At 64.2% G+C, this 24,761-nt stretch carries 26 protein-coding genes; 13 read left to right on the forward strand and 13 right to left on the reverse strand.

Translation table 11 applies throughout. From position 1 onward, the window contains the following. Nucleotides 1–149: 149 nt before the first annotated feature. Together dnaG and FJ936_RS04460 are read right to left on the reverse strand one after the other, a co-directional pair. Nucleotides 150–2,084, reverse strand: a complete 1,935-nt coding sequence (dnaG, locus tag FJ936_RS04455; protein ID WP_140789536.1) for a DNA primase — start codon at nt 2,082–2,084, stop codon at nt 150–152. A 144-nt stretch (nt 2,085–2,228) separates the two neighbouring features. After that, on the reverse strand, nt 2,229–2,597 hold the full coding sequence (locus tag FJ936_RS04460) for an RcnB family protein (RefSeq protein WP_015316215.1): 369 nt from the start codon (nt 2,595–2,597) through the stop codon (nt 2,229–2,231). Nucleotides 2,598–2,976: 379 nt separating this feature from the next. Between FJ936_RS04460 and FJ936_RS04465 the strand changes: the two genes are divergently transcribed. The 4 genes from FJ936_RS04465 to FJ936_RS04480 all read left to right on the forward strand — a co-directional run bounded on the left by FJ936_RS04465 (nt 2,977) and on the right by FJ936_RS04480 (nt 7,317). After that, nucleotides 2,977–4,641 carry a Na/Pi cotransporter family protein gene (locus tag FJ936_RS04465; protein WP_141906177.1) on the forward strand — a complete coding sequence of 555 codons (1,665 nt, stop codon included), beginning with the start codon at nt 2,977–2,979 and terminating at the stop codon, nt 4,639–4,641. Nucleotides 4,642–4,771: 130 nt separating this feature from the next. Next, nucleotides 4,772–4,981 (forward strand): DUF2061 domain-containing protein, encoded by a 210-nt coding sequence (locus FJ936_RS04470; RefSeq protein WP_015316213.1) that lies wholly within the window; start codon nt 4,772–4,774, stop codon nt 4,979–4,981. Nucleotides 4,982–5,093: 112 nt separating this feature from the next. Beyond that, nucleotides 5,094–6,278 (forward strand): MFS transporter, encoded by a 1,185-nt coding sequence (locus FJ936_RS04475; RefSeq protein ID WP_140789540.1) that lies wholly within the window; start codon nt 5,094–5,096, stop codon nt 6,276–6,278. A 1-nt stretch (nt 6,279) separates the two neighbouring features. Beyond that, a complete protein-coding gene (locus FJ936_RS04480; protein ID WP_140789542.1) occupies nt 6,280–7,317 on the forward strand; it encodes a P1 family peptidase in 1,038 nt (345 codons plus the stop codon). 50 nt (nt 7,318–7,367) lie between these two features. Here the strand turns inward: FJ936_RS04480 and FJ936_RS04485 are convergent, their stop codons facing one another. Continuing rightward, nucleotides 7,368–7,925 carry a GNAT family N-acetyltransferase gene (locus tag FJ936_RS04485; protein ID WP_140789544.1) on the reverse strand — a complete coding sequence of 186 codons (558 nt, stop codon included), beginning with the start codon at nt 7,923–7,925 and terminating at the stop codon, nt 7,368–7,370. Between the two features lie 51 nt (nt 7,926–7,976). Next, the gene (locus FJ936_RS04490) at nt 7,977–8,687 is read right to left on the reverse strand and encodes a DNA helicase (protein ID WP_140789546.1); all 711 of its coding nucleotides are present in this window, start codon (nt 8,685–8,687) and stop codon (nt 7,977–7,979) included. A 361-nt stretch (nt 8,688–9,048) separates the two neighbouring features. Between FJ936_RS04490 and FJ936_RS04495 the strand changes: the two genes are divergently transcribed. Further along, the gene (locus FJ936_RS04495) at nt 9,049–10,032 is read left to right on the forward strand and encodes a hypothetical protein (protein WP_140789549.1); all 984 of its coding nucleotides are present in this window, start codon (nt 9,049–9,051) and stop codon (nt 10,030–10,032) included. Nucleotides 10,033–10,059: 27 nt separating this feature from the next. Here the strand turns inward: FJ936_RS04495 and FJ936_RS04500 are convergent, their stop codons facing one another. After that, nucleotides 10,060–10,851: an alpha/beta fold hydrolase gene (locus tag FJ936_RS04500; RefSeq protein WP_140789551.1), complete on the reverse strand. Its 792-nt coding sequence runs from the start codon at nt 10,849–10,851 to the stop codon at nt 10,060–10,062. Nucleotides 10,852–10,951: 100 nt separating this feature from the next. Between FJ936_RS04500 and FJ936_RS04505 the strand changes: the two genes are divergently transcribed. After that, the gene (locus FJ936_RS04505) at nt 10,952–11,869 is read left to right on the forward strand and encodes a LysR family transcriptional regulator (RefSeq protein WP_140789555.1); all 918 of its coding nucleotides are present in this window, start codon (nt 10,952–10,954) and stop codon (nt 11,867–11,869) included. A 64-nt stretch (nt 11,870–11,933) separates the two neighbouring features. On the opposite strand, the gene FJ936_RS04510 is transcribed toward FJ936_RS04505, so the two are convergent. After that, complete coding sequence (locus FJ936_RS04510) at nt 11,934–12,383, reverse strand: GatB/YqeY domain-containing protein (protein WP_140789556.1); 450 nt, start codon at nt 12,381–12,383, stop codon at nt 11,934–11,936. A gap of 275 nt (nt 12,384–12,658) precedes the next feature. On the opposite strand from FJ936_RS04510, the gene carA reads away from it, so the two are divergent. Next, nucleotides 12,659–13,864, forward strand: coding sequence for a glutamine-hydrolyzing carbamoyl-phosphate synthase small subunit (gene carA / locus FJ936_RS04515; protein WP_140789558.1), 1,206 nt, complete (start codon nt 12,659–12,661; stop codon nt 13,862–13,864). A gap of 33 nt (nt 13,865–13,897) precedes the next feature. Here carA and FJ936_RS04520 read toward each other — a convergent pair whose 3' ends face one another. Further along, entirely contained in the window at nt 13,898–15,163 is a 1,266-nt protein-coding gene (locus FJ936_RS04520; protein WP_140789560.1) for a TCR/Tet family MFS transporter, read from the reverse strand. A gap of 157 nt (nt 15,164–15,320) precedes the next feature. Next, entirely contained in the window at nt 15,321–16,244 is a 924-nt protein-coding gene (locus FJ936_RS04525; RefSeq protein WP_140721869.1) for a neutral zinc metallopeptidase, read from the reverse strand. Nucleotides 16,245–16,470: 226 nt separating this feature from the next. Here FJ936_RS04525 and FJ936_RS04530 point away from each other — a divergent pair, with 226 nt between their 5' ends. After that, nucleotides 16,471–16,650 (forward strand): hypothetical protein, encoded by a 180-nt coding sequence (locus tag FJ936_RS04530; RefSeq protein ID WP_140665021.1) that lies wholly within the window; start codon nt 16,471–16,473, stop codon nt 16,648–16,650. Between the two features lie 115 nt (nt 16,651–16,765). Here FJ936_RS04530 and FJ936_RS04540 read toward each other — a convergent pair whose 3' ends face one another. The 3 genes from FJ936_RS04540 to mntR all read right to left on the reverse strand — a co-directional run bounded on the left by FJ936_RS04540 (nt 16,766) and on the right by mntR (nt 18,368). Further along, on the reverse strand, nt 16,766–17,599 hold the full coding sequence (locus FJ936_RS04540; RefSeq protein WP_140789563.1) for an alpha/beta hydrolase: 834 nt from the start codon (nt 17,597–17,599) through the stop codon (nt 16,766–16,768). Between the two features lie 26 nt (nt 17,600–17,625). Beyond that, nucleotides 17,626–17,814, reverse strand: coding sequence for a hypothetical protein (locus FJ936_RS04545; protein WP_015316201.1), 189 nt, complete (start codon nt 17,812–17,814; stop codon nt 17,626–17,628). Between the two features lie 104 nt (nt 17,815–17,918). Then, nucleotides 17,919–18,368 carry a manganese-binding transcriptional regulator MntR gene (gene mntR, locus FJ936_RS04550; RefSeq protein WP_140761141.1) on the reverse strand — a complete coding sequence of 150 codons (450 nt, stop codon included), beginning with the start codon at nt 18,366–18,368 and terminating at the stop codon, nt 17,919–17,921. 231 nt (nt 18,369–18,599) lie between these two features. Between mntR and FJ936_RS04555 the strand changes: the two genes are divergently transcribed. From FJ936_RS04555 to FJ936_RS04565, 3 genes are all read left to right on the forward strand, one after another. Then, nucleotides 18,600–19,964 (forward strand): Nramp family divalent metal transporter, encoded by a 1,365-nt coding sequence (locus FJ936_RS04555; RefSeq protein ID WP_140789565.1) that lies wholly within the window; start codon nt 18,600–18,602, stop codon nt 19,962–19,964. Nucleotides 19,965–20,017: 53 nt separating this feature from the next. Further along, the gene (locus FJ936_RS04560) at nt 20,018–20,854 is read left to right on the forward strand and encodes a protein-L-isoaspartate O-methyltransferase (RefSeq protein WP_141906178.1); all 837 of its coding nucleotides are present in this window, start codon (nt 20,018–20,020) and stop codon (nt 20,852–20,854) included. A gap of 111 nt (nt 20,855–20,965) precedes the next feature. Further along, entirely contained in the window at nt 20,966–21,616 is a 651-nt protein-coding gene (locus FJ936_RS04565; RefSeq protein ID WP_015316197.1) for a dihydrofolate reductase family protein, read from the forward strand. 9 nt (nt 21,617–21,625) lie between these two features. Here FJ936_RS04565 and FJ936_RS04570 read toward each other — a convergent pair whose 3' ends face one another. Beyond that, nucleotides 21,626–22,504 (reverse strand): LysR substrate-binding domain-containing protein, encoded by an 879-nt coding sequence (locus FJ936_RS04570; RefSeq protein ID WP_015316196.1) that lies wholly within the window; start codon nt 22,502–22,504, stop codon nt 21,626–21,628. Nucleotides 22,505–22,591: 87 nt separating this feature from the next. Between FJ936_RS04570 and FJ936_RS04575 the strand changes: the two genes are divergently transcribed. After that, nucleotides 22,592–23,191: a LysE family translocator gene (locus FJ936_RS04575; protein WP_140789569.1), complete on the forward strand. Its 600-nt coding sequence runs from the start codon at nt 22,592–22,594 to the stop codon at nt 23,189–23,191. Nucleotides 23,192–23,211: 20 nt separating this feature from the next. On the opposite strand, the gene FJ936_RS04580 is transcribed toward FJ936_RS04575, so the two are convergent. Further along, a complete protein-coding gene (locus FJ936_RS04580) occupies nt 23,212–24,006 on the reverse strand; it encodes an SDR family oxidoreductase (RefSeq protein ID WP_141906179.1) in 795 nt (264 codons plus the stop codon). Between the two features lie 274 nt (nt 24,007–24,280). On the opposite strand from FJ936_RS04580, the gene FJ936_RS04585 reads away from it, so the two are divergent. Beyond that, nucleotides 24,281–24,739, forward strand: coding sequence for a MarR family winged helix-turn-helix transcriptional regulator (locus FJ936_RS04585; protein WP_015316193.1), 459 nt, complete (start codon nt 24,281–24,283; stop codon nt 24,737–24,739). The last annotated feature ends 22 nt before the right edge of the window (nt 24,740–24,761 follow it).

Here is a 24,761-nt window from a genome sequence, read left to right on the forward strand (position 1 = left end):
TTTCGAATCGTCCTGATTCCGTCATTCTGTCCGAAGGTCAAGCGCCTCTGGCATGATTCGCATGAAAAAAGCGAATCAATTACCCGACTTAGCGCACCGCGCCCCCAAGGGAAGCGCGGCCGCGCCTTCATTCCTGCACTCAGCTGCACTTAGGCTCGCCCAGCCCTGCCCGACGAAACGCCAAATCCTTCGATCAGCGCTTCCGTCGCTTGTACATCCTGAAACTGCGCCTGAATTTCGATCAGATGGCGGAAATTTTCGTCCGAAGGATCCGCCTCGAGCGCCGCTTCCGCCTGTTTCAGTTCCTTATGTAAGGTGCGCGCGCTGCGCTGCAAGTGCAACGCCTGGTTCAGGGCGTCGCGGGCGTCCTCGAGCGCCGCCGTCTCCAGCGCCGGCCATTGCCGCGCCCGCTTGATCAGGCCGACGGCGCGCTCCCAGATCTCGGCGCAGCCGGCCCGCTCGATCGTCGCCACCACGGCGTGGCGGTCGTTGGCCATGTCATGCGCCATAGCATCGAGGATGGCGGCATGCAGCCGAGTCAGATCGGAATTGGCCAGATCGAGGAACTCGACATGAGCGAAGTTCTCGTCGATCAGCGCCGGATGGTTGATCAAGGCGACGATGATCGTCGCCTCGCGCACCGACATCCCTTCGCTGCCGCGCTTGACCAGCGCCGACTGGCCGAGGCTTTCGGTGATCGCCATGCGGCCGCCACCCGGCTTGGCGAATTGGCCACCGGGTGCGGTTGCCTTGCCCTGCCCCGGTTTCCAGTCCTGGCGGCCTTGGCGCGCATTGCGCTGGGAGCCGAAGAAGCTCAGCACCCGCTCGCGCATTTCCTGCTGGTAGTGGTAGCGCGTGCTTTCGTCGCGGATGCGGCTGCTGAGTTCCCGCAGCGTCTGTCCCAATTCCGCCCGCCGCTCCGGCGTGTCGAAGACGCCGCCCGCCGTCTCCCGCATCCACAGGAGGTCGACCAGCGGCCGCGCATCGGCCAGCACGGCGCGGAAGGCATCCGGCCCCTCGGCCTTGACCAGGTCGTCGGGATCCTTGCCTTCCGGCAGCAGCGCGAAGCGCGCCGAGCGTCCGGCCTGTACCGACGGAAGCGCCATGTCGGCGGCCCGCCACGCCGCCTTCAGCCCGGCCTTGTCGCCGTCGAAGCACAGCATCGGCTCCGGCGCCATGCGCCACAACAATTCGAGCTGGTTTTCGGTAAGCGCGGTGCCGAGCGGCGCCACGACATTCTCGAAGCCGGCCTGCGCCAACGCGATCACGTCCATGTAGCCCTCGACGGCGATGACCGTACCGCCTTTCGCCAATGCCTTGCGGGCGCGGGCGAAATTGTAGAGGACATTGCCCTTGTGGAAGAGCTCGGTGTCGGGCGAGTTCATGTATTTGGCGAGCGCGTCGGGCGCCAGCGCGCGACCGCCGAAGGCGATGATCTTGCCGCGCGAATCCGGGATCGGAAACATGATGCGGTCGCGGAACCAGTCATACGAGACCGGGATATCGTCGCCATGGCGCACCAGCCCGCAGGCCTCGATATCGGCCTTCGGCACGCCCTTGGCCGCCAGATGTTCCTTCAGCGCATTGCGGCTGTCGGGCGCGAAGCCGAGCCGGAACGACTGCTGCGTCGCCGGCGTCAGCCCACGGTCGCGCAGATAGGCGCGGGCTTTGGCGCCTTCAGGCCCTTGCAGGCGCTCCTGGAAGAAGACGGTCGCCATTTCCATGACGTCGGTCAGGCTGGCGCGTTCCTTCTCGCGCCGCTCTTCCTGCGCATCGCGAACCGGCATCGGCACGCCGGCCATGTCGGCGATCTTCTCGACGGCCTCGGGAAAGCTCAATCCCTCGAGTTCGGTGAGGAACTTGAAATGGTCGCCCGAGACCGAGCAGCCGAAACAGTGGTAACGCCCCTTCTTGTCCTCGCAGTGGAAAGACGGGCTCTTTTCGCCATGAAACGGGCAGCACGCCCAATAATCGCCACGCGAGGCATTGGTCTTCTTGCGATCCCACGCGACGCGCTGGCCGATAACCGATGAAATCGGCACGCGGTCGCGGATCTCGTCGAGAAAGGCGGGCGGAAAGCGCATTGAGGGAACTCGTTTCCCCACCATATAATCATGCCCGCGATTTCAGACGACCCCTAATGCGGACGATGCCCGGTTTCCACAGGCCAGATAGAAAGGCGGCCATTGCGGACCGCCTTTCTTTGTCAGTCCGGCACCAGTCGGAACTTACTGCGCGGCAAGCGCGCCGAAGATGACGCCGGAGAGGATGCCGACCAGCACATAGTCGTTGCCGACGCGGATCCATTCCTGGCCGCGGCCGGGACGGTGCAGGCCATAGCGGCCATAGTCGCGGATCGGCCGGTGCTGCCTCCAGCCGGAATATTTCTGGCCATTGCGCCAGTTGTTCCGCTTCACCACGACCTTCTTCTTGAAGACACGCTTTTTCATATCCCGGTGGTCGCCGGGCCTCTGCCAGTCGACCTTGGTGTAGTTCGACTGCGGCGCGACCGGAGCATTCATCGGCGCTGCCTGGCCGGTGAGTGAGGTGGCGGCCAGCATCGAGAAAGCCAGAGCGGAAAGAACAATGCGTTTCATGGGAAGTCTCCTTGGTTGTCGATGCCAGAGGAATAGCGGCCAGGGAATGAACCGAAACTGAACGTCAGCATTACAATTGTGTAATGAATCTCGCTGTTTAGTCCGAATATTTGAACATAAGCGCAAGGAGCGGCGCCAACACCCTCCCAGGTCCGGCCGACCCACGGCTCAAGCCCGTGCAACCATTTGCGGGCCCGTCCATTTTCCGACACCGGCCGTCGCCTCGCGGCGAGCCCTTGAAATCGACAAATTTTTATTATCCGGCTAAAATATTCCGACTATATTCCAAGGCTGCCATGACCATGATTCGTACCCTCGCTTTGACCACCGGTCGCCATGCTGCCCGCCGCGCGCGCCATGCCGCCGTGCAGGCGCCGCGATGAGCGGCTCGGTCGTCCTTCTGCATCTGGCCGGCGCGGTGGCGCTGATGCTGTTTGCCACCCGCATGGTCAAGACCGGCGTCGAACGGGCCTATGGCGACGTGCTGCGTCATCGCCTGCGCGCCACCATGCGCAATCCGATCATGGCGGTGCTGGCCGGCACCGGCCTTGCGATCGCGCTGCAAAGCTCCACCGCCGTCACCTTGCTGGTCGGCTCCTTCGCCGGTTCAGGCATCGTCTCGGGCGCCGCCGGTCAGTTGGCCGTGCGTGGCGCCGAGATCGGCTCGGCTCTGGTGGTCAAGCTTCTGACCTTCGACCTCACGCTGCTGGTGCCGCTCTGCCTGATTGCCGGCACGGTGATGTTCATGGCCACGGAGCGGCGCGACTGGCGCCAGACCGGCCGCATCCTGGTCGGCATCGGTCTCCTGATCCTGTCCCTCGAAATGATCGGCCAGGCGTCCGAGCCGCTGCGCAACAGCCAGCTGCTGCCGGTCATCCTCAATTACTTCTCCACCGATTCCATCACCGCGTACCTGCTGGCGGCAATGATCACCTGGCTGTTCCAGTCGAGCATCGCGGCGGTGCTGTTGATGGCGACGCTGGCCGGCCGTGGCTTGATCAGCCCTGAACTCGGCCTTGTCCTCATCCTCGGCGTCAATCTCGGTTCGTCGCTGATCGCGCCGATGCTGACACGCTCGGCCAGTCCCGAAGTGCGTGTCGTGCCGGTCGGCAACCTCTTGATGCGCGGGCTGGGTTCGCTGGTCATGCTGATCCTGTTCATGATCTTCCGGCCGCATGTTGCCTTCCTCGGCCCGACGGCGGCCGATCAGATCGTCAACGCCCATATCCTGTTCAACGTGGTCATCCTGCTCGCCGGCCTGCCGCTGGCCGGTCTGGTCTACCGAGCCTCCGAAAGGATCGTGGCGCTCGGCGCCAAGCCGACGCCGGCCGCTGCGCTCGACGTCGTCGAACTGTCGGCGCTCAACGAAAGCGCGATCGATGTGCCGAGCCAGGCCCTGGCCAACGCCACACGCGAGGTGGTGCGTGTCTGCGAGACGGTCGAGATCATGCTCAAGCGCATCATCGAACTCTATGAGGACGCCGACTCGGACAAGATCAAGGCGCTGGCGGCCCTCGACGACCGTGTCGACCGCAGGCACGCGGCCATAAAGCTCTACCTCGCCAAAGTCACCAGGAATCCGATGACCGAAGACGAGGCGCTGCGCTGCCAGGAGCTGATCGGCGCCTGCGTCAAGCTCGAGCAGGTCGGCGACATCATCGTGCGCAACATGCTGGTGCATGTGAAGAAGAAATTCGACCGCGGGCTGGAATTCACCGACGAAGGCTGGAGCGAATTGTGCGCCTTCCATGGCTCGGTGTTGGCCAATGCCCGGCTCGCCTTCAACGTCCTGGTCTCGCGCGATCCCGAAACCGCGCGCCAGCTCGTGCTGGAAAAGGACCGGCTGCGCGACCGCGAGAAGGAAACCAGCGCCAGCCATTTTATGCGCCTGCGCGAAGGCACCGCCAAAAGCGTCGAAACCAGCTCGATCCACCTCGACACCATCCGCGACCTGAAGCAGATCAACTCGCTGCTGGCCTCGATGGCCTACCCGGTTCTGGAAGAGCGCGGCCTGCTCACGGGATCAAGGCTGAAGGCGAGCTGACCGGCGGAAGCTTCCTGCAATCGCACCGATTTGGAACACGCTTCCATCATTCGGGAAAGAACGCCAAATTTAGCCTTTGCTTATCCAGCCATCCGTCGGCTAAGCATCCGTTTCCACCGGGAGGAAATCGATGGATACCCATTCGCGCAGTTTCGCCAAGGCGCTTTCCTGGCGCGTGACCGGCACCATCGATACGATGATCATCTCGCTGGTGGTGACCGGAAGCATCAAGCTTGCGGCCGCCATCGGGGTGACGGAGGTCTTCACCAAGTCGCTGCTCTACTATTTTCATGAACGGGCATGGCTGAAGATTCCTTACGGACGCAAGTCCGTGACCTGATGGGCTTGCGATCGATCGGCCCCGTCAAGAAAACCTAAACCGGCGACAAAAATTTCTGGATTGCCTGCTACGGCCATCCATGGTTTGAGCCTGCATTCGGGGGTTCCTTTTCATGTCGCTGCCGCTCATCGCCCTGTTCATCGCCGCCTTCGCTTTCGGCACCACCGAATTCGTCATCGCCGGCGTGCTGCCGCAGGTGGCGCAGGGGCTAGGCGTTTCGGTTCCTTCCGCCGGCTACCTCGTCTCCGGCTATGCCTGCGGCATCGCCATCGGCGGGCCGCTACTGGCGCTCGCCACCAAGGGCCTGTCGCGCAAGACCTTGCTGCTTGGCCTCGCCGTCGTCTTCACCCTCGGCCAGGCGGCCTGCGCGCTGGCACCCGACTTCACCTCGATGCTGTTGCTGCGCATTGCCGTGGCTGTCGCGCATGGCGCTTATTTCGGCGTCGCCATGGTGGTCGCCGTCGGCCTTGTGCGCGAGGATCAGCGCGGCATGGCGGTCGCCGTCATCCTGTCGGGTCTCACCGTCTCCAACGTCATCGGCGTGCCGGCCGGCACCGCCATCGGCAACATCTGGGGATGGCGCGCGACTTTCTGGGTGATGTGCGCGCTGGGCGTGGCGGCAACGCTCGCCATGGCGGCCTTGCTGCCGCGCACCACCGGATATCAGGCCAAGGCGGTGAGCCTTGCCAGCGAAGTCCGCGTCCTGGCGCGCCAGCAGGTCTGGACTTCGCTGATCCTGATGCTGATGCTGATGCTCGGCCAGTTCTGCCTGTTCACCTACATCACCCCGACGCTGCTGGAGGTCACCGGACTCGATGAAAACCTGGTGCCCTGGGTGCTGCTGCTCAACGGCGTCGGCGCCACGCTTGGCGTCTTCCTGGGCGGCAAACTGTCCGACTGGAAACTGATGCCGTCGCTGATAGCCATGCTTGCCCTGCAGGCGGTGACGCTGGCCATCATCTATGCCGTCAGCCCCTATCCCGTGCCGATGGTCGTCGCGATCATCGTCTGGGGCGGCCTCAACTTCGCCATCGGCACGCCGATCCAGACCCGCATCCTGGCCTGGACGGCCGACGCCTCCAACCTCGCCGCCTCGCTCATCCCGTCCGGCTTCAATATCGGCATCGCGCTGGCCGCATCGCTGGGTGCCGCCATGCTCAATGCCGGCTACGGCTATCGCAGCCTGTCGCTTGTTGGCGCCTTTGCGATGCTCGTCGCCGTCATTGTGGCTGTCATCTCCCATCTTTGGGAACGGCGCAGCGACATCGGCCCGCCGGTACCGGCGGCCGCCGAATAAGATGGCAAGGACTGTCGCCGATTTCGGCCTGACCTGCGGCACCTTGCAGGCGGGCACGCAAAACGCGATCACCGACGTGCCTGGCGTGCGCGTCGGTCACTGCACGCTGCGCGACGGCGACATCAACACCGGCGTGACCGCGATCCTGCCGCATGGCGGAAACCTGTTCCGCACCAAGGTGATGGCGGCAAGCCATGTCATCAACGGCTTCGGCAAGACCGTCGGGCTGATGCAGGTCAAGGAACTCGGCACCATCGAGACGCCTATTCTCTTGACCAACACGCTCTCGGTCGGCACCTGCGCCACGGCGCTGATCCGTGACGCCATCCGCCAGAACCTCGATATCGGCCGCGCCACCGGAACGGTCAATCCGGTGGTCGGTGAATGCAATGACGGTCCGTTGAACGACATCCAGGCCATGGCGATATCAGAGCAGCATGCCCTTGCCGCGCTGGCGGATGCCCGAGAAGGCGCGTTCGAACAGGGCAATGTCGGCGCCGGAACGGGAATGAGCTGCTTCGGCTTCAAGGGCGGCGTCGGCTCGGCCTCCAGGAAAATCGCGCTTGCCGGCGGACATCATCTTGGCGTTCTCGTCCTGTCGAATTTCGGCAGGGCCGGCGACCTCGTCCTGCCCGATGGGCGCCGGCCCGACCCCAGGCGGGAGGCCGAGGCCGAACGCGGCTCGATCATCGTCGTTCTGGCGACCGATGTGCCGCTCGAACACCGCCAGCTCGAGCGCCTGGCACGCCGCGCCGGCGCCGGCATCGCCAGGCTCGGCTCCTTCTGGGGCAATGGCAGCGGGGACATCGCCATCGCCTTCAGCACCGGCAACCCGGTCGACCACGATGAAAACCGCGATCTGGTGCCGCTGCTCGCGCTCAACGAAGCACGCATCGACATTCTCTTCCGGGCGGCGGCGGAGGCGACGCAAGAGGCGGTGCTGAACTCCATGCTGTCCGCCGAGGCATTCACCGGCAGGGCCGGCACGCATCGCGCATCGCTCGCCGACTGGCTGCGCGACCAGCCCGAAAGGCGATAGGCGCAGAACGCCATCAGATGGCCGCAGGCGCGGAGTTTCCAAACGGTCTCTTACAAATCGATCCGGAACCGCAGGCTCTCCACCCCGCCATAGGCAGCGTCCTCGAAGAAGCGCTCGACGAGTTTGCCGCCATTGGCCAGGATCACCTTGTGCGAGGCCGGATTGCCCGGCTTGGCGGTGATCTCGACATGGGGAAGGCCTACCGCCCTCGCCTCGTCCAGCATCAGCCGCAACGCTTCGGTGGCGTAGCCGCGCTCCCGCTTCCAGGGCACGACGGCGTAGCCGATGTGACCAAGCACGTGCGAAGGCAGTTCCGGCGTGCCCTTCTGCCAGCGAAAGCCGATCGAGCCCGCCGCCTCGCCGTCCCAGATCCAGCGGCGGAAGCCCGGCAGGCGTGGCACCTGTGTCCCGTCGGGCAAGGCGACGGGCGGCCCCTTTGCCTCGGGATCGTCGAGGCTGGCCAGGAACGCCGCCTGGTCTTCCTCTATTGCCGCAAGCTGCTCGCGCGTCGCGTCCAGGAGCCGCACATTGTCCGGCGACCAGCCGCGTTCGAGCGCCGCCTTGTAGCTCGGCAGATGTTCAAGCGCCGGTTTGACGATCTCGACCATGATCGATGCCTCCTGAAAACGCGGCAGGCATAGCCTTGGACAGCAGTGTGCTCAAGCCGCCTGGAAATGGATCTCACCCTTGTTCAGGAAGCAGGTCTTGCTGAACAGCGAAAGGTCGAGCGGATTGGGCAGCCTGATATCGCCGATATCGGGGACCGGTTTTTTCGACAATTCGTACGAACGGTCGATCTGCGCGGTGAAGACCAGGATAAGTCCCCTGTCGCGCGCGAATGATCGCAGCCTGCGTATCTGGATCGTCAGATCCGGATTTTCCCGCTTCTGGTCGAGCAATTGCAGGTAGTCGATCACCACCAGCGTGCCGGCCCCGGCCGAGGCCAGCCGCGCCACCATGTAGTCGGCCGAGATGGCATCGGAACTGTCGAATTCGAACCGACCCTCGAATTGCCGTGGCTCGACCCCGATCGCGCGGAAGCGGTCGAGAATGTCCGGCTGCGTATATTCCAGCGTGAAGAACACGCTGCGCCGGCCGCGCCTCATGGCTTCGACCGCCAGTTCCAGGCTCATCAGCGTCTTGCCGTGGCCCGGCCGCGCGCCGACCAGCAAGAGGTCGCCGGGCGCCAGTTGTGCAAACAATCTGCCTGCGGGCCCAGTTTCCGCGGCCTTCGCCGCAAGCAGGCTCCAGCTCGCAAAACCTTCTTGTGCCGCAATACGGTCGAGCGCCTGGTGGAGCGGTATTTTCACCTCGCGGGACAACAGCCTGGCTTGACGCTTCAGATGATAGACGGGCCAAAACAGCCTCATCGCAAAACCTCCTGGTGCGAGCAGTTTTTGCAACCCCTCCTTATGCCTGGTGCTCGAACAGTCGGTGCGGTGATTGGATGGCCCGCATGAACGATGCTTTCCCGGCGGAGGGAGGAGGCGTGGGCCGCGCCAGAATCAGATCATAGCCCAATCGAGCCGGCTCGAAAATCGGGCGTTCGTAGCCGCAAGCCTTGACCCAGCATGTCCGTTTATGGATGGTTGCGCGTCGGCCTGGTCTTTTCGCGCCTACTTGCCGGTGCGCTAAACAAGATGTGTTTCGCCTGACGGCGCGCCGCGTTTTATGATCGCCTCGGGTGATTCCGCGGGGATCACAAACGGCTTCGACAGGAGAATGGGTCCGGTGCGGTTGAGATCTGTCCCGTTGGGTGTCGTTACGTTCCTCGGTCTCCTCGTCGTCGTCATGGCCTTGATGGCATCGGCCCGGTCCTTTGCCGCGCCATCGGCCATTCCGGCCTGGCTGCAGGCCCATGTCGGAGATGGCGATGGCCAGATTTCACAAGTGGTGCTGGAGCGGGCGCGCGCGCTTTACCTGAAAAAAGTCGCCCAGGGCGTCGTCCGGAACCCCTGCTACTTCGCCATGGACGCCACCCGTCCCGGCGATTTGGGCAATGGCGTGCTCGGGCGCCGCTACTATGTCGTATGCGAGGCCAGCCAGTCGTTTCGCGCGATTTCGTCGGGTCACGGCGGCGGCCGCAACCTGAAAGGCACGGTGGATTTCTCCAATGGCAGGCGCTGCGCCAGGAATTTCGGCAATGCCATGGATTCGGAACTGACCGCCGGCGGTCCCTACATGACCCGCGAGGCGAAAACCTCGTTCAAGGGCTATTATCGCATCGGCGCCAAACAGGACGTGGCCTTCCAGCGCACTTTCATCCAGTTCGACGGCGAAGGCGAAGCCGCCAACGCAAGGCAGCGCGTGATCGGCGGCCACGCGGCGCAGGTGCTGCGCGGCATGTGCCTGCGCAAGAGCCCGAGCAGTTCCTATGCCGACCATGACGGCTTCGTGCCGTTCGGCAAGCTGGTGGACTATGCCGGCGGCCGCAGCAATGGCTGCACCAGCTGGTTGCCGGCCGATGCCAGGCAGCTCATCTCGATGGTGAAGGACAACCCCACCACGCTCTATATCTATCCGGAATCGCGCGACATCGCCGCCGTGGCAAACGGCCATTCCGCTTCCGGCACCTACTGGAACGCATCCTGCCTGAAGGAGATCGGTACGCCGAAATTCTGGCCGCGAAAAACCCTTGAGCCGGTCATTGCCCAGTACAAGAAGGACCATCCGGCGGCGCCGCCGCAGCCACTGCCGATGTGCAAGGAGCCGTGAGATGGACCCACGGCCCCCTGCTCCGGCTCAGTGCAGGAAATCGAGCACGGCCTGCATGAACTCGGTGGGGTATTCCACGTTCGACAGGTGAACCGCGGGCAGCACGACAAGCTTGGCCCCGGGCACGGCTGCCGCGATCAGTTCGCTGTGGCTGGCCGCCGTCACCGTGTCATGCTGGCCGGCGATTACCAATGTCGGCCGGTTGATCAGGGCCACCGTGCGGCGAAGGTCGGCGTCGCGAACCGCGGCGAACAGACCCGCCAGGCCCAGACGGTCGATCTCAAGCAACATGGCGCGGAATTTCTCGATGACGGGCTCGTTGGCCGCCACCATGCCGGCCGGGAACCAGTTGTTGAGGAACACTTCGGCGGTTTCCGACATGTCCGGCGCCTGTCGCACGACGGCGATCCGCTCGTCGAAATAACTTGCCGGCGAGAGGTGAGATGAAGTGTTGCTCAGGATCAGCCGGTCGATCCGCTCGGGCGCGTGGATGCCGAGCCACTGCCCAACGAAACCGCCCAGCGACAGGCCGAGGAAATGCACCCGGCCAAGGCCGAGCGCATCGATGAGTTCGATCACGTCGCGGCCAAGCCGGTCGAGCGAATAGGCGCCGATCGGCACGCTCGATCCGCCATGGCCGCGAAAATCGTAGCGCAGAACGCGGAAATGCCTGGACAGTTCGCCGACCTGGCCATCCCACATGTGCAGCGTCGTGGCGATGGAGTTGGACAGCACCAGCACCGGTTGCCCAGCGTCACCGTCGAGCCGGTAGGCGATGCGCGTGCCGTCGCCGACAGTCACAAAATTCAGCTCACTCATGATCAGGATCCTTTTGGAACGTTGAATGAGGCAAAGCGTAGCTGTGGCCGGGATTTGGTGATATTACAAAGATAGGACAATCTCTGTAATCAAAGCTGACATGGCCGAATTCACCTTGCACGACCTCCAGTGCTTCGACGCGGTGATCCGCTGCGGCGGCTTTCAGGCGGCCGCGGCCCTGCTCCATCGCTCGCATCCGGCGGTGTTCGCCGCCGTCGCCAGGCTCGAACGACAGCTCGACCTCGTCCTCCTGGATCGCGGGGGCTATCGCGTGCGGGCGACGGAAGCGGGGCTGTCGTTCCATCGACGGGCGCAATCGCTGCTGCGCGAACTGGAAGGCCTGAGCATCCACGCCGCCCAGCTCTCGATGGGCGAGGAAAGCGATATCCACGTCGTGATCGGCGACCTCTGCCCGCGCCCGCACGTACTGGGCATGCTTGGGCGGTTCTTCGCCCAGTGCCCCGGCACGCGGCTGCATCTCCATTTCGAAGCCGTCGGCGGCCCGTGGGAACGCCTTTTTGACGACAAAGCCGATCTCATCCTGCACTGGATCGACAAGGGCGACGTACGGGTGGAATGGATCGATCTCGGCAAGGTGTCGTTCATTCCCGTCGTGGCGCCGGGCTTTCTGCCGGAGCGCGTCGACCAACCGGTCACACTGGAGAAAATGCAGGCATTCACCCAGTGCGTGATGCGCGACACCGCCCTGCATTCGCCACGACAGGGCTATTTCGTGGCCGAGGGCGCGCCGCAATGCCTGGTCCCCGATCAGGCCATGAAGAAGGAACTCATCCTGCAAGGGCTCGGCTGGGGCCACCTGCCTCACTTCCTGATCGCGGAAGAGCTGCGCGACGCCCAGCTATTATCCATAGCCGGCAGTCATCTGCCGGGCCGCACCGACGAATTGGTGGTGGCGCGCCGCCGCGACCGGCCGCACGGCCCGATCGCCAATCGCTTGTGGGACCATATCCAGCGGGAAGCACCCGCATTACGCCGCGCGTTGGAGCCTCGGGTCTAACAGCAAGCCGCGGCTTGGCGTCGAGTGGCCGTGTTGGAAGACGACGATGCGAGGGTAAAAAACCCTACTGCAATAACCCCTTGACGATGCCGCTGGCCTTGCCGAAATCCATCTGGCCGGCATATTTCTGCTTCAGCGCCGCGATCACCTTGCCCATGTCCTTCTGGCTGGCCGCACCGGTCGCCGCGATCGCCTCGCGCGCCGCCGCCGTGACCGCCGCCTCGTCGAGCTGCGTCGGCAGGAAGCCGCGGATGATCTCCATCTCGCCGCGTTCCTGCGCGGCCAGTTCCGGGCGCTTGCCGTCCTCGAATGCCTTGGCCGATTCCTCGCGCTGCTTCACCATCTTGGCTAGGATCTGCAGGATCTCCTCATCGCTGGCGGGTTCCTTGCCGGCACCGCGATTGGCGATGTCGCGGTCGTGGATGGCGGCCTGGATCAGCCGCAATGTCGGCAGCCGGTGCTTGTCCTGCGCCTTCATCGCGGTCTTCAGGGATTCGGCGATTTTCGCGCGCATTGCTCTCTCTCCTTCGGTCGGCGCGGACAATAGCGCCGGGGACAGGCCAACGCAAACCCTGATATGCCAGGGCAAGCCTATGATATTCCTCAATGAAATAAATCGCGGCCCTCTTTCGCATGATCATTGACCGCCCTGTCCCCTTCCCCTATGTACTGAGCCTTGCATGAACTGAAGCTTGGGTGCGTGGAGGCCGCGAATTCGCCGCTTCGCGCCGTTTGCCGCGCCAACGCCCGCCGGGCTATGGAAGCGCGCGGCTTGATAGGAGTGCCGCCATGGCCGAGATGACGCCCGCCTGGGCCACTGAAAAGCCGACCGCCCTTCTGGTGCTGGCCGACGGCACCGTCATCGAGGGTCGCGGCCTCGGTGCCACCGGCTCGGCGGTTGCCGAGGTCTGCTTCAACACGGCACTTACCGGCTACCAGGAAATCCTCACCGACCCGTCCTATGCCGGCCAGATCGTCACCTTTACCTTCCCGCATGTCGGCAATATCGGCACCAATGGCGAGGACATCGAAGACCTCAATCCGGCCGCTCGTGCCGGCGCGGTCGGTGCCGTGTTCAAGGCCGATGTCACCAACCCGTCCAATTACCGCGCCGCCGGCCATCTCGACCAGTGGCTGAAGAAGCGGGGCATCGTCGCGCTCTCGGGCATCGACACCCGCGCGCTTACCGCGCTGATCCGCGAAAAAGGCATGCCCAATGCCGTCATCGCGCACGCGCCCGACGGCGTCTTCGACCTCGACGAGCTGAAGCGGCGTGCCGCCGCTTGGTCGGGCCTGATCGGGCTCGATCTCGCCAAGGAGGTCACGTCGGGCCAGTCTTCTGTCTGGCGCGAGACGCCTTGGGTGTGGAACGAAGGCTTTGGCGAACAGGCCGACCCTTCGCTGCACGTCGTCGCCATCGACTACGGCGTCAAGCGCAACATATTGCGGCTGCTCGCCGGTCTGGGCGCCAAGGTAACGGTGGTTCCGGCCAGCACCGGCTCGGAAGAAATCCTCGCCATGCGGCCCGACGGCATCTTCCTCTCCAACGGCCCCGGCGACCCGGAAGCCACCGGCGACTATGCCGTGCCGGTCATCCAGGACCTGCTCAAGACCGACATTCCGGTGTTCGGCATCTGCCTCGGCCACCAGATGCTGGCGCTGGCGCTGGGCGGCAAGACCGCCAAGATGCACCAGGGCCATCACGGCGCCAACCATCCGGTCAAGGATCACACCACCGGCAAGGTCGAAATCGTTTCGATGAACCACGGCTTTGCCGTCGATGCCGACTCGCTGCCCGCGGGTGTCGAGGAAACCCATGTCTCGCTGTTCGACGGCTCGAATTGCGGCATCGCGTTGACCGGCCGCCCGGTGTTCTCGGTCCAGCATCACCCCGAGGCTTCGCCCGGCCCACAGGATTCGCACTACCTGTTCCGCCGCTTCGTCAACCTCATCCGCGAAAAGCGCGGCGAGGAATTGCTGGCGGAAAGGGCCTGAGACGCGTCGCGCCACCCCTCACTTGCCTCCGGCTTATAGCTGGGCTCCATCTTCCACGACATCGTTCGTGACAGTCATGACTGTCGCCGGCCTAGCCACCTTGGTGACGAAGACGATGACCGCCAGCACCAGGAAGCATGCACCGACCAGATAGGGCGCGCCGCCGAAGGTGACGGGCGCGCTGGGGCCGGTGAACCAGGAAAAGATCGCGGTATAGAGCAGCGGCGTGACGATCGAGGTGATCGAGAAGATTGAGGTCATCGCGCCTTGCAATTCGCCTTGTGCCGAAGGGGGAACCTTGGCTGCGGCGAGGCTTCTCAGCGGCGGATCGGCCAGCGCTTCCAGGCAGCCGACGATGATCACCGCGTAGACCATCCAGCCTTGCGAGGCGAAGGCATAGCCGAAGGCGCTGGCCGCGGTGAACGTCAGGCCGATGACCGCCGTCCTCCACTCGCCGAGCCTGGGGATGACGCGCGGCAGCACCGTGCCCATGATGATGGCGCCGCACAGGCCGAAAGCGCCGAGCGAGAAGCCGATCTGCTGCTCGCTCCAGCCGTAGCGGTAGTTGGAGACGAACGACCACACCGCCGGATACATCATGTGGCCGAGCGTCATCAGGAAGAAGACCAGCCCAATCCAGCCGATGCCCTGATATTGGCGCATCTGCAGAAGCGTGCCGACCGGGTTGGCGCGTTTCCACTCGAAGCGGCGGCGGTGCTTTTCATCGAGCGTTTCGGGCAGGAAGAACATTGCGATGAGGAAGTTCACGAAGGCGAGCCCGGCGGCGAAAAAGAACGGCACGCGCGGCCCGAACGTACCGAGCAATCCGCCCAGCACCGGCCCGATGACGAAGCCGACGCCGAAGGCGATGCCGAGCAGGCCGAAATTCTTCGCCCGGTTCTCGTCGTTCGAAATATCGGCGATGAAGGCCGACGTCGTCGAATAGCTGGCGCCCGAAATGCCGGCCAGGACGCGGCCGATGAAAAGCATCGGATAGGACCAGGCGATGGCACAGATCAAATTGTCGATGGAGAAGGTCAACACCGAGGCGAGCAGGATCGGCCGCCGCCCGAATCGGTCGCTCAGGCCGCCCATGATGGGCGCGAAGAAGAACTGCATGGCCGCATAGACGAAGAACAGCCAGCCGCCCTCGATCGCCGCTTCGCTGATGCCGACGCCGGTCAATTCCCTGAGAAAGGCCGGCAGCACCGGCATGATCATGCCGAAGCCGATGATATCGAGCAGCAGCGTGGTGAAAACCAGCGCAAGGCCCCGCTTGGCGGTTTTGGGGTCGATCATGATGGGTCAAGCTCCTCTGGCCGCCTAGGGGGCGCGGGCGGACGCACCTTATAGGCGAGCCCGCGGAAAGGAACAGTGCGGGAACAGGCAGGAAGCTTTGATCCTGACACTCCCTGACGGCGCGTTGGCCGCCAGGTCCATGTCCGAAAACGGCTGCTTAGAGCGGGCCGCTCATCGTGTTGCAGTCCGAAAGCTTGCCGCTCTTGTATCCGCGTGTCAGCCAGGTCTGCCGCTGCTGCGAGGTGCCGTGGTTGAAGCTTTCCGGCACGACATAGCCCTGCATCTTCTTCTGCAGCGTATCGTCGCCAATCTGCTTGGCCGCGTTCAGCGCGCTTTCGAAGTCGCCTTGCTCCAATATGCCCTTCTGCCCGGTGTAATGCGCCCACACGCCGGCGAAGCAGTCGGCCTGCAACTCGATGCGCACCGACAGCTGGTTGGCATCGGCTTCGCTCATGCCTTGCCGCATCTGGTTGAACTTCCCCATGATGCCGGTGAGGTTCTGCACGTGGTGGCCGACCTCATGCGCGATGACATAGGCGCGGGCGAACTCGCCGGAAGCGCCGAACTGCTGGTCGAGCTGCTGGAAGAAGGTCATGTCGAGATAGACCTTGTGGTCGCCCGGACAATAGAACGGTCCCGCCGCCGCCGAGGCAAAGCCGCAGGCGGAGCGGACCTGGCCGGAAAACAGCACCAGCTTCGGGTCCTCGTAGGTCAGGCCTTGCGACTTGAAGATGCCGGTCCAGGTGTCTTCCGTCTCGGCGAGCACGGTCGCCACGAACTGCTTCATCTCGTCATTGGCTGGCGTTGCGGCGCTGTCCTGGCCGCCGCTGTTGTCCGATATCTGGCCACCGCCGCCCGGCAGCAGGCCGCCGTCGCCACCGCCCAGGATCGTTGAGGGATCAAAGCCGAAATACCATCCTGCCAGCACCACCAGGATGACGAGGAATATGCTACCGCCGCCACCGGCGCGGCCACCGATCGGAATGCGGAACTGGCCGCCGCCACCACCGATCCCGCCGCCGCCTCCATCGCTGCGGTCGTCCTCGATATTGTCACTCTGACGACGGCCTCTCCAGAGCATGGTAACTCCTCGTGCTGCAAACTTCCCCATTGCCCCGGCAGGGCCGGCTCAATCCAACAAACAAGTATCGCAATGGTTGCTCCAAGTCACAGCATTTTTGTGGCCAGGCAGCGCCGCTTCACCGCACCGGCCGCGAGCGCGCAAGGCCTGTCGCATCGCCGCATTGGGAGGGGGTTCCAGGCTTGAGGACGATCAGGGGTTTCCTGTCGCTGCTGGTGGCGTTGCCGTGCCTCGGGCTGCGAATGCCGGCGCGGTGACGCTCGATGCCAGCGTCGCCGTCACCGATCCGGCCACGTTGCAGGCGCTGGAGCGCGGCGGCCTGTCGATCAGCCGTTTGCTCGGCCCCGCGCTCGGCGTCACCCGCGACGTCGACAATCGCGGCCCTTACAAAAGGCGGGTAGCTTGATATAAACAGGTTGGCGGCCCGTAGCTCAGGGGAAGAGCGCCAGTCATGTGCTGGAGGCCCCGGTCGAGACGGGCGGGTCCGCCACCAAATTTCATACTGAGACACTGCCAGCGCCCTAGCCGCCTTCCAGGCTCCGCCAGAACTGGAGGACGGTGGCGGCGACCGCCTCCGGCGCGTCTTCCTGGACGAGATGCTTGGCGCCGGGGACTGTCTGAAACGTCGCGCCGGGAATGCGCCGCGCCAGCTCCCTGCCGTCCTTTACCGGGATCCAATCGTCATTTTCGCCCCACAGGATGGTGACCGGACAGCGAATCTCGCCATAACGCCACTCCACCTCCTCCGTGTACCTGTCGTCCATCTGCGCGACTTGCCTCCAGAACGCCTTCTGGCCCTCGTCGCCAAGCCATGGACGCAGATAGGCCTGCATCTCGTCTGTGCGCAACGAATTGTCCGTCGCGCCATCGATGTAGGCCCGCAAGATCGCTTCGTGGACATATGCGGGCAGCCCGGCAAAAACCTTCTCGTTCCGCCTGGCTGCCTGGACCAGCGGCGAACCTTGCGGGCTGATCGCCACTGGATCGATCAGCACCAGCGAGCGGAACTCCAAACCGTTGAGCAGATGACCGCGCAGAGCGGTCGATCCGCCGAAATCATGCGCGACCACGTCGGGCCGTTCCAGCTTCCAGTGGGCATAGAGCGCCGCGAACAATTCGTTCTGCATGCCGCGCGACACATCGCCGTCCGGCTTGTCCGACCAGCCATAGCCAAGCATGTCGAAATAGTGGATGCGTCGCTGCTTTGCCAGCCACGGCGCGATGCGGCGCCACTCGACCGAGGAGAATGGCGTGCCGTGGAGAACGACGGCGGGCGGTCCTTCTCCCATGACGCCCCAGGCGATCGAATGTCCCTGAAAGACAAAGCGTTCAGGCGGGCGCCACTCGATGGTCATCCGCATCGGTCCAGAACTGCTGCCGCTTACTCTTTCTGCTTGGCGCCGGCGCTCTTGCCGTCGGAGCTTTTCGAGCGTTCCTCGAAACGATCGGCGCCTTTCTTCAGCGGATGTCCCGTTTCGGCCTCGGTCTTGCGCTCGTCCCTGGCGGCCGCCTGTTCCAATCCTGTGGCTGCCTGCTTGCCTTTTGCGGTCGGTGCCTGCTCGATGCCCATTGCTTCCTCCCTGGCGCGCGATAGGCGCGCAATGAGAGGGGAACGCGTATAAGCGCCGGCGGTTCCAGCGGCTAACATGGTCGAAAACGCGGCAATGAAGCGCTTCAGCGCGCCGTCATCGCCTTGCGGAACGCTTCCAGCGTCTCGGCGCTGACATGGTGTTCGATGCCCTCGGCATCGATGCGCGCCGTCTCGGCGCTGACGCCGAGCGAGCGCAGAAAGGCCTCGACCGTCTGGTGGCGGATGCGGCTTTCCTCTGCGACCTTGCGGCCGGCTTCGGTCAGGAACACGCCGCGATAGGGTTTTCGCGACACCAGCCCGTCGGCGCAGAGCCGCGTCAACATCTTGGCCACCGTCGGCTGGGCGACGCCAAGACGCGCGGCGATGTCGACCTGGCGCGCCTCGTTGCCGTCCTCGATCAGGTCGGCGATCAGCTCGACATAATCCTCGACAAGCGCGCTGCGGCGCGCTTCGCGCGTCTGCCGGAACCCTTCCGAATGGACATCGGCATCGAGCAACGGCTCACGCGGGACCGGTCTGTTCTTCAGCGCCAATGCGCGCTCCTCCTCGGGAGTTTGCCGTCCCTGCTTTATAGCACGGGCTCTGATTCTTCAGGCCGTTTATTTGCATTCCAAGAGAGGCGCAACCGGCGTATCCGAGGTGCCGCCCTCGCACGTATCGCGCGACACGCTAAAAAGCACCGACAATGAAATATAGCTTATTGCATAATGTTGAGCCATGGCATACCTTGAGGGCATCCTCCGGAAGTCGCGGAAAGCCTTTTCATGTCAGAAGCAGACGTCACAACCTCCCGGTCCGCATGGCGGTTCGCCAGACGGGATGAAGACGATCAGCCCAGCCTGCGCGAGGTCAACTCCTCCATCGCGGTGCCGACATCAGGCGTCTGGTTCCGCCGCTTGTTCGCCTTCATGGGTCCCGGCTACATGGTCTCGGTCGGCTACATGGACCCGGGCAACTGGGCGACCGACCTCGCCGGCGGCGCGCAGTTCGGCTACACGCTTTTGTTCATCATCATGCTGTCCAACCTGATGGCGATCCTGCTGCAGGCGCTGGCCGCGCGCCTTGGCATCGCCACCGGCCGCGACCTCGCCCAGGCCTGCCGCGCCTACTATCCGCGCCCCGTCAATCTCGTGCTGTGGATCGCCTGCGAACTCGCCATCATCGCCTGCGACCTCGCCGAGGTGATCGGCACCGCGATCGCGCTGCAGCTTTTGTTCGGCATCCCGCTGATCGGCGGCGCCATGCTCACCGCGCTCGACGCTTTCCTGGTTCTGCTCCTGATGAACAAGGGGTTCCGCTATCTCGAAGCCTTCGTCGTCGCGCTGCTGATCATCATCTTCAGCTGCTTTGCCATCCAGATCTTCGTTGCCGCTCCGCCGGCCGGCACGATCCTGCATTCGATGTTCGTGCCGTCCTCCGAAATCGTCACCAATCCGGCGATGCTCTACATCGCCATCGGCATCATCGGCGCAACGGTCATGCCGCACAATCTCTACCTGCATTCCTCGATCGTGCAGACCCGCGCCTATGAGCGCACGGAGGCCGGAAAACGCGATGCCATCAAATGGGCGACGACGGACTCCACCATCGCCCTGATGCTGGCGCTGTTCGTCAACGCCGCCATCCTGATCGTCGCGGCCGTCGCCTTCCACGAAACCGGCCACCAGGATGTCGCCGAGATCGACCAGGCTTTCAAGCTGCTGTCGCCGCTGCTTGGCCTCGGCATCGCCTCGATCCTGTTTGCCGTGGCACTGCTGGCGTCGGGCCTGAATTCGACGGTGACGGCGACGCTCGCCGGCCAGATCATCATGGAAGGTTTTCTGCGCCTGCGCATCCCCAACTGGGCGCGGCGCCTGCTGACCCGCGGCCTCGCCATCATACCGGTGGTGGTCGTCACCGCGCTCTATGGCGAGAAGGGCACTGGCCAGTTGCTGGTCTTCAGCCAGGTGGTGTTGTCCATGCAGCTGCCTTTCGCGGTCGTCCCGCTGGTGCAGTTCGTGTCCGACAAGAAGAAGATGGGCAATCTCGCCATCCCGCGCGGCGTCGCCGCACTGGCCTGGGTGGTCGCGGCAATCATCCTGGTGCTCAATTTCAAGCTGCTCTACGACACCATGTTCGGGGTTGGCTGAAGTTCCGTTTAATCACGGGACAAACCGCCGGATCGCGCTATCTTCCCGATGCCATGAGCGACCTCGAAGACATCCGGACATTCTACGCGCGGCTGATGGCGGTCAACGCCGCCTCATCGGACCCGCGCCTGGAAGAGGTGTTCGCCAGCGTACCGCGCGAGGCCTTCCTCGGCCCCGGCCCATGGACGGTCATCACCGGCAACGGCACGGTCACCACGCCAAGCGCCGATCCGGCCCACATCTGCCAGAACGTTCTGGTGGCGCTCGATACCGACAAGGGCATCAACAATGGCGAGCCCTTTCTGCACGCCATGTGGATCGGAAAACTCGCACCAAAGCCTGGTGAGGCCATCACGCATATCGGCGCTGGCAGCGGTTACTACACGGCTTTGCTGGCCAGACTGGTTTCGCCATGCGGCACCGTCACCGCCTTCGAGATCGACGAAAACCTGGCCGGGTTGGCGCGCAAGAATCTCGAAACCTACGGCAATGCGACCATTGTCCATGGCGATGCCGTGACGTCGCCGCTGCCGCCGTCCGACATCATCTATGTCAATGCCGGTGTCGTCGCCCCTCCCGCCGGATGGCTGAAAGCGTTGCGCCCCGGCGGCCGCATGATCTTCCCCTGGCGTCCCGCCGAGCGCGTCCCGCTGGCGATGCTGGTGACCCGCACCGAAAAGGGCTTTGCCTGCGATCCGTTCATGCGTGCCTGGTTCATCCCATGCTTCGGCGCCTCGCTCGCGGATCTTGCGGCGAAGATCCCAACACGCGAGCAGGCCACGCGCAGCCGCTCGATCTGGCTGGTCGAGGACAGGCAGCCGGACCGCACCGCCACGGCGATCTTCGAGCATGTCTGGTTCTCGTCGAAAGCCGTGAGCGTCCGCGGCTGACCTATCGAGGGCGGACCAAATCTCGCGGCCTTTGTCGGGATGGGCGCGGTTGCTCCGTCCTTGGGTTGAAGTCCGGCCGCGATGGCGTGGCCGCAAGCAAGGGAGAGCACAATGAGAAAGATCATCGCCGCGACCTTCGTCAGCCTCGATGGCGTCATGCAGGCGCCGGGCGGGCCGGAAGAGGATCCGGTCGGCGGCTTCGAATTCGGCGGCTGGACGTTCCACTACTTTGACGAGGTGGGAGGCGCGGCAATGGAGGAATTGTTCTCCAAACCCTTCGCCCTGCTGCTCGGCCGCAGAACCTACGACATCTTCGCCGCGTACTGGCCCTACCAGAAAGATCCGATCGCGGATGCGTTCAACCCTGCGACCAAGTATGTGGCGACCCATCGGCCGGATACTTTGACCTGGCAGAACACGCACGCGCTTGGGCCCGATATCATCACGGCCTTGCGTCGCCTCAAGCAGGAAGATGGACCTGACCTGCTCATCCAGGGGTCTGGCGATCTCATTCAGACCCTGCTCGCCAACGGGCTGATCGACGAGATCCGGCTGATGATCTTCCCGCTGTTGCTGGGCAAGGGCAAGCGGCTGTTCGGCGAGGCCGCGATGCCGGCCGCTTTCAAGCTTGTCAAATCGCAGACTTCGACCACCGGCGTCATCATCGCGACCTATGAGCGCGCGGGCGAAATCAAGGTCGGCTCCTTTGTCACGGGCGAGCCATCCCAGGCCGAACTCGAGCGGCGCAAGAACTGGAAGTAAATTCGGGCATCAAGCAGCCTGCGATCGCCGCGCCAGCCCATCACGTATATGCCGTGCGAATTCCTGCGCCGCCGTGCTCACGCCATGCCTCGGCAGGTGCAGGTTGATGGCAAAATTCGGCAGCGGCGGCAGGCCGGTGTCGAACGGCAATATGTCGAGATCGGCTGGCACGGTGGCAGCGAGCCATGTGGTGACGGCGAGGTCGGAACGCACCGTCGCGGTCGTCGCGTCGATGTTGCCGTTCTCGAACACGCTGCGCCATTCCAGCCCATGCTCGTTAAGTGCCGCCAGCACCACCGGCCGGAAGGCGCAGGTGTCGGCAACGATCGAGACGGGCAATGGCCGCTTGGCGCGAGCCACCCCACCCCTTGCGCCGACCCAGACCAACCGATCGATGGCCAGGCATTCGCCAGAGGTCGGGCCGACCCGCTCCTCGATTACCGCGAGGTCGATGGTTCCGGCCGCCAGTGCCGCCGCCAGTTCCGGCGAGGAGGCGCAGACCAGCGATATCTCGACCTGCGGATAGGCCTCGGCATAGGCCTTCAGGACGGGAGCCAGCAAGGTGCCGACAAGGTCGTAGGGAACGCCGAGCCGCACCTGTCCGGCGACAGCGCTCCCCACCATCTCGGTCCATATCTCGTCATTGAGGCTGAGCAGGCGCCTTGCCTTGTCGAACAGCCGCTCGCCGGAATGGGTCAGCCGCAGACCGCGCCGGTCGCGCTCGAACAGCCCGCAGCCGAGCGTGTCTTCCAGCCGCTTGACCTGCTGGCTGACCGCGCCCTGAGTCAGGTGCAGCGCGTTGGCCGCCGCCGTCATGCTGGCCTTGTCGGCGACGGTGACGAAGGTGCGCATGAGACTGGTATCGAGATTGCGGATCATCATCAGCATTATAAATGCTAATGATCATCATCGCAAACATTGCATTTACTGATGTCACGCTCAGTCTACCATGAAGCCTCCCACAAAGGACGCTCCATGCTCCAGCCGATCCTGCCGCTCATCCTGTTTGCCTTCGTGGCTACCGCCACGCCGGGTATCGCCACGACACTGTCGACCGCTTCGGGCGCGCAGTTCGGCTTTCGCCGCTCGGTTCCCTTGATGATCGGCAGCGCCGCCGGTCTCGCGACCGTGACGGGGGCGGCGGCCGCCGGGCTCGCCGGGCTGCTGCTTGCCATGCCGTCGCTGCAGCTTGCCATGAAGATCGCCGGCTCGCTCTACCTCGTCTGGCTGGCAATCAAGATCGGCCGCGCCGGCCCGCCCAATCTCGATGTCGCCATGGCCAAACCCAACAGTTTCCTGGGCGGCGCCGGCATCCAGTGGATGAATCCCAAGGGCTGGGCGATGGGCCTGGGCGCGGCGGCTTCGTTCGCCGCCCTCGCCGACGGACCCGGACAACTCGCACTGCTGCTCGGCTCGACCTTTGGCCTCACCGCTGCCATCTCGCTGTCCGTCTGGTGCATCGCCGGCATGGTGCTGGCCAGGCTGCTCAAAACCGAGTGGCAATGGCGCGCGCTCAACATCGTGCTGGCGCTGGTGCTCGCCGCCTCGATCATCCCGATGTGGCGGACGGCCTGACGGCCGGCCGCCACGTCAGCCTAAGCCGCGTAGCGCGGGGCCGGCTTGTCGGCATGCAGGCTGCCATAGAAGGCCTGGCGGGCGCCGAGGAATGTGTCCAGCTTCCCGGTGTCGGCAAGCGCCGGCACGGTGACGGCCTCGCCCCTGGCCAGGCCGACAAGGGCAGCGTCGACCATATCGTCGGCGGTCATGATGATCTCCTTCGGCAGCTGGTCGATATCACCGCCGGAAAGCTCCCAGAAATCGGTCCGGGTCGCGCCCGGCAGCACCGCCTGCACCGTCACTCCGGTGCCCGCGACCTCGCGATGCAGGGCTTCGGTGAAGTTGACGACATAGGCCTTGGTGCCGCTGTAGATGCCGCCGAACGAGGTGTCGAAGGCCAGGACCGAGGCGATGTTGACGATCCCGCCCCGGTTGCGCGCCAGGAACCCAGGCAGCACGGCACGCGTCAGCCGGGTCAGAGCCACGACATTGACCTTGATCATGCGCTCGGCCGCGTCGGCATCGGCGGTTGCCACCACTGCCTGACCGCCAAGGCCGGCATTGTTGACCAGCAGCGTCACGGTTTCGTCGGCTGATATCGACTGCTCGACACGGCGCACATCGCCGTCGTCGGACAGATCGGCGCTGATCACGCTCACGTTGCGGCCGTGGTCATGGCGCAACTTCTCGGCCAGCGCCTGCAGCCGGTCGGCACGGCGCGCCACCAGCACCAGGTCGTAGCCCTGCCCCGCCAGACGGTCCGCATAGACGGCGCCGATCCCCGACGAAGCGCCGGTGACGACCGCCGTGCCCTTGTTGTCATTCTTGCTCATTGTCACGTTCCTTGTGTTCGCTGTCTTCGGCCCCGGTGGATAAATATCCGCCGGCCAGGCTGTTATTCGAATTAGTGGTATATGCCACTTTTCGTGAAGTAGGTATATGCCACCATCTTGTCAACGGCGGCGGCGAAAACTATTTCTGCGGCAGGCTGGCGCACCTGCCAGACAATTCCAGCAGGTGCCCAGCGGTTCTGCGCCCAGAATTGCGTGACAAGAGAGAGCATTGGAGGCGATGCGTTTCGCCGGAGATGCTCCACAAGGAGCGATCATGAGTGAAGCTGACGGATTTAGCCGTTGCAACAATGCCACCTTGCGGCGCACCGCACGCAGGCTCGGCCGGTTCTACGACGACGCGCTGGCGCCTTCCGGCCTGAAGGGCACGCAGTTCGGCTTGCTGTTCCAGATCAGTGTCGGCAGCGAGCCGGCGATGGGAGCCATTGCCGAGGCGCTGATCATGGATCTGTCGGCGCTCGGCCACACGCTGAAGCCCCTGGTCCGCGACGGCTATGTCGAAACCTTCCCCGACAAGGACGATCGCCGCGTCAAGCGCGTACGGCTGACGTCATCAGGACAGGCCAAGCTCGACGAGGCGATCAAGCTATGGAGCGTCGCCCAGCGGCAGTTCGAGGCCATGATCGGCGCGGAGCAGGCCGCGAAACTGCGGGCCACACTCGATGAAGTGGCTGCGTTGAAGTTGGAATTGCCCGCGGCCACTCCTTCCAGCTGAAGAAGCGGCCGCGAAAAAACAA

Source organism: Mesorhizobium sp. B2-4-13 (genome assembly GCF_006658535.1).
Taxonomy (GTDB): domain Bacteria; phylum Pseudomonadota; class Alphaproteobacteria; order Rhizobiales; family Rhizobiaceae; genus Mesorhizobium; species Mesorhizobium australicum.